The organism is uncultured Porphyromonas sp. (genome assembly GCF_934359325.1).
Classification (GTDB): Bacteria; Bacteroidota; Bacteroidia; order Bacteroidales; family Porphyromonadaceae; genus Porphyromonas_A.
Genome location: NZ_CAKRLH010000080.1, coordinates 1 through 7,134 on the forward strand (window position 1 = coordinate 1; position 7,134 = coordinate 7,134).

Annotated in this window: 4 protein-coding genes and 1 pseudogene; 4 read left to right on the top strand and 1 reads right to left on the bottom strand. The window is 58.2% G+C overall.

Features of this window, described 5'->3' with window-relative positions:
* Positions 1-147: 147 nt before the first annotated feature.
* Positions 148-1,836: a putative transporter gene (locus Q0F21_RS04310; protein WP_297237731.1), complete on the bottom strand. Its 1,689-nt coding sequence runs from the start codon at positions 1,834-1,836 to the stop codon at positions 148-150.
* A gap of 1,005 nt (positions 1,837-2,841) precedes the next feature.
* On the opposite strand from Q0F21_RS04310, the gene Q0F21_RS04315 reads away from it, so the two are divergent.
* From Q0F21_RS04315 to Q0F21_RS04330, 4 genes and pseudogenes are all read left to right on the top strand, one after another.
* Positions 2,842-4,302 carry a DUF3078 domain-containing protein gene (locus tag Q0F21_RS04315; protein ID WP_297237733.1) on the top strand — a complete coding sequence of 487 codons (1,461 nt, stop codon included), beginning with the start codon at positions 2,842-2,844 and terminating at the stop codon, positions 4,300-4,302.
* Positions 4,302-5,681: an RsmB/NOP family class I SAM-dependent RNA methyltransferase gene (locus Q0F21_RS04320; RefSeq protein WP_297237735.1), complete on the top strand. Its 1,380-nt coding sequence runs from the start codon at positions 4,302-4,304 to the stop codon at positions 5,679-5,681. The genes Q0F21_RS04315 and Q0F21_RS04320 overlap by 1 nt, the downstream gene beginning before the upstream one ends.
* Complete coding sequence (locus Q0F21_RS04325; RefSeq protein WP_297237736.1) at positions 5,678-6,871, top strand: DUF4105 domain-containing protein; 1,194 nt, start codon at positions 5,678-5,680, stop codon at positions 6,869-6,871. The genes Q0F21_RS04320 and Q0F21_RS04325 overlap by 4 nt, the downstream gene beginning before the upstream one ends.
* Positions 6,871-7,134, top strand: a pseudogene (locus Q0F21_RS04330) (hypothetical protein); the annotation flags it as partial. The gene Q0F21_RS04325 and the pseudogene Q0F21_RS04330, both read left to right, overlap by 1 nt.

A 7,134-nucleotide genomic window follows, 5' to 3' on the forward strand; every position in this document is an offset into this window, starting at 1 on the left:
GGACTTGAACCAAGGACCCTCTGATTAACAGTCAGATGCTCTAACCAACTGAGCTATTCAAGCATTTCCGCCCTCCCGCTTTTGCTCTGCAAAGGTAGGACGATTTTCTGAATCTTACAAGTCTTATTCAGCGAAGTTTTTGCCTCCTCAGAGCAGCCCGGGGAAGAGCCCCACCACCAGCTGGCTCAGGATCACTCGGGCAAACATCGCGAGAGGGTAAACCGTGGCGTAGCTGATCGTCGGGTCATCGTCGTCGTCCTCCCCGCCGCTGACGAGACTGAGAGCCATCGGATTGGCCATCGCACCGGTGAGCATACCGGCGGCAACATTGTACGACATGTTGGTCCACTTGAGCACCACCATGCCGACGATCAATGTCGGCAAGATCGTCATGACGGTGCCCCAAGCAAACCACTCCAGACCGGGCCCGTCTACAAGCATCTCCCAGAAGTGCTGACCACTGCTGAGTCCCAGACCGCCGAGGAAGAGCGCCAGCCCCAGGTTGCGGAGCATTAGGTTGGCGCTCGTGGTGATGTAGGTATTCATCTTGAGGTGAGGCCCGTAGGCACCCATCAGGATCCCGACGATGATAGGTCCGCCGGCAAGACCGAGTCGTAGCGGAGCCGCCAGACCGGGCAGGTGTACGGGGATCATACCGAGGAGGCATCCCAGTGCTATGCCGAGGAAGATCGATACCACGTAGGGCGTGTCGAGGGGCTTCAGCTCGTTGCCCACCACGGCGGCGAGCTCCTTGATGTCCTTCTCCCGCCCGACGGCGCTGAGCCGATCACCCATATGGAGGCGGAGGTTGGGACGGGGTACTAGCTCCATCCCGTTTCGGGTCACGCGGGTGATATTGACGTCAAATCGGCTGCGGATCCTCAGCTGGCTCAGCTTGACGCCGTTGCAGGACTCCTTCGTCACCAGGAGCCGCTGCATGATCAGCGGGTCGTGATCGTTGTCCCACTTCAGCTCCTCATCCCTCTCCTCCACGGTGCCGAAGAGGTAGGTGAGCCGCTCCACGTCTCCCCGCTCACTGGCGACCCGGAGGTGATCCCCCTTGTGCAGGAGGGTGTCATTGGTCGGGGCGATATACTCTCCGTCTCGGAAGATCCTGGAGACCACGAAGTGTCCGCCGAGGATCTCCTGGAGACTGCTCATCTTCTGCCCGTCGAGAGCAGGATTGGAGACCACGTACTCCCGCGCCGTGTGCTGCGACTCGTGATCCACCAGAGTCGAGTGCTGGCGGGTCTTGGAGGGGAAGAGACGCTTGAGCAGAGCCAGCACCAGGATCACTCCCACCACACCCATCGGGTAGGTGATCGCCGTGGCGATCGCCATGTCACTCGTCGACCGAAGCACCTCTGCCGGATCCGAGAGCGCCGTCGTCGCCGCCTGCTGTGCCGCTGCCATCGCAGGGGTATTGGTCACAGCTCCGGAGAGCGTCCCTATGAGACCCGAGAGATCCAGTCCTGTCGTCTCGAGGAGGATAAAGAGTATCGCAAAGCCCCCCGCGATCAGTACCAGACCCCAGAGATTGAGCCACACCCCGTGCTGCCGGAAGGAGGAGACAAAGCCCGGTCCCACCTGCACGCCCAAGGCATATATAAAGAGTATCAGACCGAAGTCCTGGATCACTCGCAGCATATCCGCATTGGCTCGTGCACCGAAGTGGGCAAAGAGGATGCCGACGAAGAATACCCACGTCACTCCCAGAGTAAATCCCTTGATCTTAGCCTTGCCTAGATAAACCCCGATCGCACAAACTATACAGAGAAGTAAGATCGTCTGGATCGGTGTCCCGGAGGACCAGACTGCCTCCCATGCTGATTCCATTACTATATTCGTCTTCTGTTTTTTGCGTGTGCAAAGTTAATCATAATAAGTAAGATGATACTCCGCCCTGCTTCCGCCAGCATGGCGGACGTTTTTGGATTTGCCCGAGGTCTCCACGGGCGAAAAGGCGGCGATCCCTATGGGGCTTCGCCCTATGGACCGGTCCGGCGCATCTGAGAGACGGGCTCTGCGACCCCTTGCGGGTCGCCGTCACATCGGAGATGAGCGATAAGAGAGACCACCCATCCGCTCCCTAAGCATCAGCCTCTCTGACGGGCATTAGATGGTTTACTGTATAGCTCAAATGCGTCAGCCCTGCGCCCCCAAACTAAACCCGGTATTAGTCATCACTATTACCGGGTTTAGTGATCACTAATACCGGGTTTAGAATTCACCGAAGTCTATCCAGCTCGATACGATACTCCCCGGTGACCCGTGGATCAGGCATCGCAAACGATCACGACCCCGTCAGGGCGTCGCACTATCAGATCGTCTGTGGGTATAACAGGCGGCGCGGCACCCCGTTAGGGGTGCTCGCTCCATAGGCATCGGTCATCCGCGAAGCGGTGACCGATGTACAGAACCCCAGCCCTACCACCTCGACCCCTTGTGGGTCGCCGAGCAGACATCTCCTATGCCGGCGACCCGCAAGGGGTCGAGGGATGATGTGTACGCTTATACATCGGTCTTCGGCACTTCGTGCCTCGACCGATGCCTATGGAGCGGGCATCCTTCGGATGCGGGAGTGTCTCCTATGTAGCGGTCTTCACGTGCGCCCCTGTCCGATGACCCTAAGGAGGTTGGCGGCGAGGCACCCCGCAGGGATCGGCAGGCGGGATTGCACAGCGACAGGGATTATCACTTATTGCAGCAGAGCTCAAATGCGTCAGCCCTGTGTTTTGCCGGTAAGCCAAAAGGCGGATGGAGCAAAAGTATTATCTTTGTAGAAATGTAGGGTGCGGCGGTACGCACCATAATCGAAGTGACTAATAGAGATAGAGAATAATGATGCGATACGTTACCAGAGTGCTAAGCCCGGTGCTGGGCTCTCTCCTGATGATGTGTGGAGTGGCGGCAAGTGCTCAGAGTGTGAGGGATGCCGGCGAAGTGGTCCCTCTGTACCCTGCTTACTCCGAGCAGATAATGGCCAATGATACCCTGACCCGGGGCCTGAGCCCGGAGGCGCTGGGTGTGATCAGCCGTCCGATGCAGCTGAGGACAGAGGGGTATGTGCCCTCCTCCTCGCTCTTTGCTCCACTGCTCTTCGACCTGTGGAAGCTGCCCTCCCTCCACTTCGATAAAGTGGCTCTCGTTCGCTCGACCGATCCCCGTCTTCACAATCCCTTCGTCCTGCAGTCGCTGCTTCGCATGACCCTGGATAAGCTGGAGCGGGAGTATAATCCTACGACCGGCTTTGCGAAGCGTATGGATCGGTGGAATACCGATCAGCGGCTGAGGGAGCAATTCTTCTTCTCTCATCCGGATCTGATCCGTTACACCTCGGACTTCCTCCCGACAGACCATCTGGAGTACAAGCCTGTGGAGGGACCCTCCTACTCGGGTGAGCTGGCGGTGATGGATATGCCCAATGTACCGACGAAGTCCCAGGGAGTGATCGAGACGGTGTCGGTGGAGCGCCGCTACTGGCTGCCACGATTTGAGGCGCACGCTCAGCTGGCTCAGAATCAAGTCTCACCCAACTGGCACAAAGGTGGTACCAGCAGCGCCAACCTCTCCTCTCGACTCTACTACCAGCTGGCCTATAAGAAGGATAAGGTGGAGTGGGTCAATGACCTGGAGTATAAGCTGGGACTCTTTACGGTGCCCAGTGAGATCAAGCTGGAGGAGAAGCCCGACTTTAAGATCAGTGAGGATGTCTTCCGGATGCGTAGTAACCTGGGTCTAAAGGCGTGGAAGCGCTGGTTCTATACCGTAGACCTCAACCTCCGAAGCCAGCTGCTCAATAACTACGACCGCGAGGGCAATGTCACCACTCGAGCCTTTGCACCGCTGATCATCGACGGCGGTCTCGGTATGAAGTATAACCTCAAGAAGAAAAAGATCGGCGGTAATCCCTTCAATAATCTCAACTTTACGCTCAATGTGGCGCCCGCGTCGATGCAATTTATTTGGATCCACGCCAAGGACGTGACGAGGGGTAGGTATGGTCTGCAGGAGGATCAGGACTATCTCCTTCGCCTCGGATCATCGCTGCGGATGAATCTGGACTGGCAATTCTCCGACGCCTTCTCCTGGCGCTCTCGGCTCTACTACAACACCTCCTACAAGCATATAGAGACGGAGCTGGAGAATACTCTGGAGTATGCCTTCAATAAGTACTTCAGCACGATGCTCAATGTCAATCTCCGCTTCGATGACAGCGTGATCCTGGATGGGCCGAAGACCTTCAAGTCTCTCCTGCAGTACAACGAGCTCTTTAGCTTCGGCTTCTCGCTCAAGATCTGATGATGCTGCCGGATGGCTTTAGGGAGTCCTTTACTTCGGACTTCGGGCAGAGAGCCTACGAGGCGCTCGAGAGAGCGCTGACGGAGGTTCCCTCGCCTGTATCCGTTCGGCTCAATCTCTCCAAGCTTCCCCCTCACTCCTCGGGTCAGATCCCGTGGTGTCCAGAGGGGGTATTGCTCAATGAGCGTCCTCTATTTGGTGCCGATCCGCTCTGGCATGCGGGTGCCTACTACGTGCAGGAGCCGGCGTCGATGGTGGTGGCGCGCTATCTCGATCACATCGACTTTGCCCCCTCAGTGGCGCTGGATCTCTGTGCTGCACCGGGGGGCAAGACGACGCTCCTCCGCAGCCACCTCCCGGAGACCTGTCTCCTGGTCACGAATGAGCCGGATCGCAAGCGGGAAAAGGTGCTGGAGGAGAATGTCCTCCGCTGGGGTGCTGACGAGACGATCGTCACCTCAGCCTATCCCGAGACGTTGAGAGCGGCGGGGCTGGAGGCGGATCTGGTCCTGGTGGACGCCCCCTGCTCTGGCGAGGGGATGTTTCGCAAGGAGCCTGACGCCATCACCGGCTGGAGCCTTGAGCTGGTGGACCACTGCGCCCGCACACAGCGGCAGATCCTCGCCGAGGCATGGGAAATGCTGACGGACGGGGGACTCCTTATATATAGCACCTGCACGTACAATAGGGCGGAGAATGAGGCGCAGCTCTCTTTCCTCCGGGACAACTACGGCGCTGAGGTGATCCCACTGCCTGAGCTACTCGGCTATGGTGTACAGGAGAGCGAGGAGGAGCCGGGGGTATACCGCTTCTTCCCCCACACAACAGGGAGCGAGGGGCTTACTTGCTTCGGCGTCCGAAAGCCGGGCCCCCCGATGGCTCCACAGATGCCCGGGCGTAAGATCGCCGGCAGGTCGGGCGGTGTACCGGACGAACTGAGCAGCCTACCGGAGGAGTATCTGCTCTGTAATCCCGACGGGTCTGTCTGGCGACTGCTCTCTCCGATCGGTCAGTCTGTCGCTACTCTGCTGGAGGGGAGTGAGGGAGTCCGCGTGCTGAGCTCCGGACTTCATCTCGGGGATATCAAGGGGAGGGACTTCATCCCAGGTGCCCCTTGGGTCCTCAGCTCACGGGTCTCGAGCTTGCTGCCGTACCCGAGACGGGCGATGACGGCAGAGGAGGCCTTTGCCCTCATAGGACGACAGACCCTCACTGGATCGGGGGAGCGAGGATATCGTGTCGCCACCTATGCTGACGTTCCGATCGCTCTCGTCAAGGAGCTCGGCTCTCGAGCCAATAACCTCTACCCCAAGAGTCTCTCCCTGCATGACACACGGCTTGTCTTGTCAGATATGCCACACATTTTTGATCTTACATGAATAGACGACTTCTCTACACTACCCTGCTTACTCTACTGAGCAGTCTCATCCTGCCGATCGCTGCCGAGCCTCGGGCGAGTCTGATCACCTGCGGACAGTCGGCGGAGTATGTCTTCTACCTCTATGGTCATACGGCGATACGTATTCAGGACCCGGAGACCGGCTTGGATAGGGCGTACAACTATGGGTACTTTTCGACGTCTCAGAAGAACTTTATCCCCAACTTTATGGTCGGGAAGCCGATGTATATGCTCGGGGTGACCGACTTCGACAGCATGGTCTATGAGTATGCCGATCAGGGGAGGAGTATGGTGGAGCAGGAGCTCAGTCTGAGACCGGAAGAGGTACGCGCGCTGATGGAGTACCTCGACTGGAATGCCCTGCCGGAGAATGCAGAGTATCAGTATAATTACTTCTACGACAACTGCGCCACCCGCCCTCGCGACCTCATCGAGCGCTTCGTGGAGGGAGGGCTGGTCTATAGGGTCGACCGCAAGTCTCTGCCGACCTTCCGTGAGGCGACGAGGCAGTCGAGTAAGTCGGCGAAGTGGTACACCTTTGGCACCGATCTCTGTCTCGGAGTAAAGAGCGATGCACAGATGACCGTCCGCGATGCGGGGTTTCTGCCGGTGCTGCTGGAGCAGTCGATGGACCTGGCCTATCGGGAGGACACCGGTGAGCCGATCGTCATCCGCAAGCAGGAGATCATCCCTCAGACGCAGGTGATCGAGGTGCCTCGCTTCGACGGACCGCTGGTGACGATACTCGCTGTGGTCGCTATCTACTTGCTCTGCTACTTTGTCGTACGGAGGTACACCCCGCTGCCGTGGCGGATCCTACGCTGTGCCCTTTATGTCATCTTCGGTCTGGCGGGGATCGTGCTGTGGTTCCTCAGTCTCTTCTCCGCCCACCCGCACACTTTGCTTAATGCCAATATGGTGCTGCTTCATCCCTTTTGGCTCATCCTCGTAGTGACGATGTGGCAGGAGGGGCGTCATAAGCGGCTCAATAGCCACCTCTATCTGATCAATCTCATCCTGTCGCTCGTCTACCTGGGACTCGGGTATGTGCAGACCCTTCCTATCGGTATGGCCTACATGGCGATCCTCGTCGGTTTGGATCAGTTTGTCTGCCGCTTTGTTGAGCCGAGTCCGGAGGGTGGCAAGGTATTTGACTACAGTACTAAGTGATGAAAGATCTACTCAAGCCTCTGGTCGTCCTCCTGAGCGTCTGCTCACCTGTCGCTGCGCAGCAAGCTCCCAAGCTTGTGGTGCTGCTGACGGTGGATGAGTTTCGGACCGACCTCTATGAGGCGATGGCGCCGCATCTCTCGGAGGGTGGTCTGGCGAGGCTGACTCGCGAGGGCAGGGTGTATGATGCGGTGATCCATCCCCTGGCTACGGCCGATCCGGTAGCGAGTGAGGCAGTGCTGCAGACCGGTACGCTCGGACTG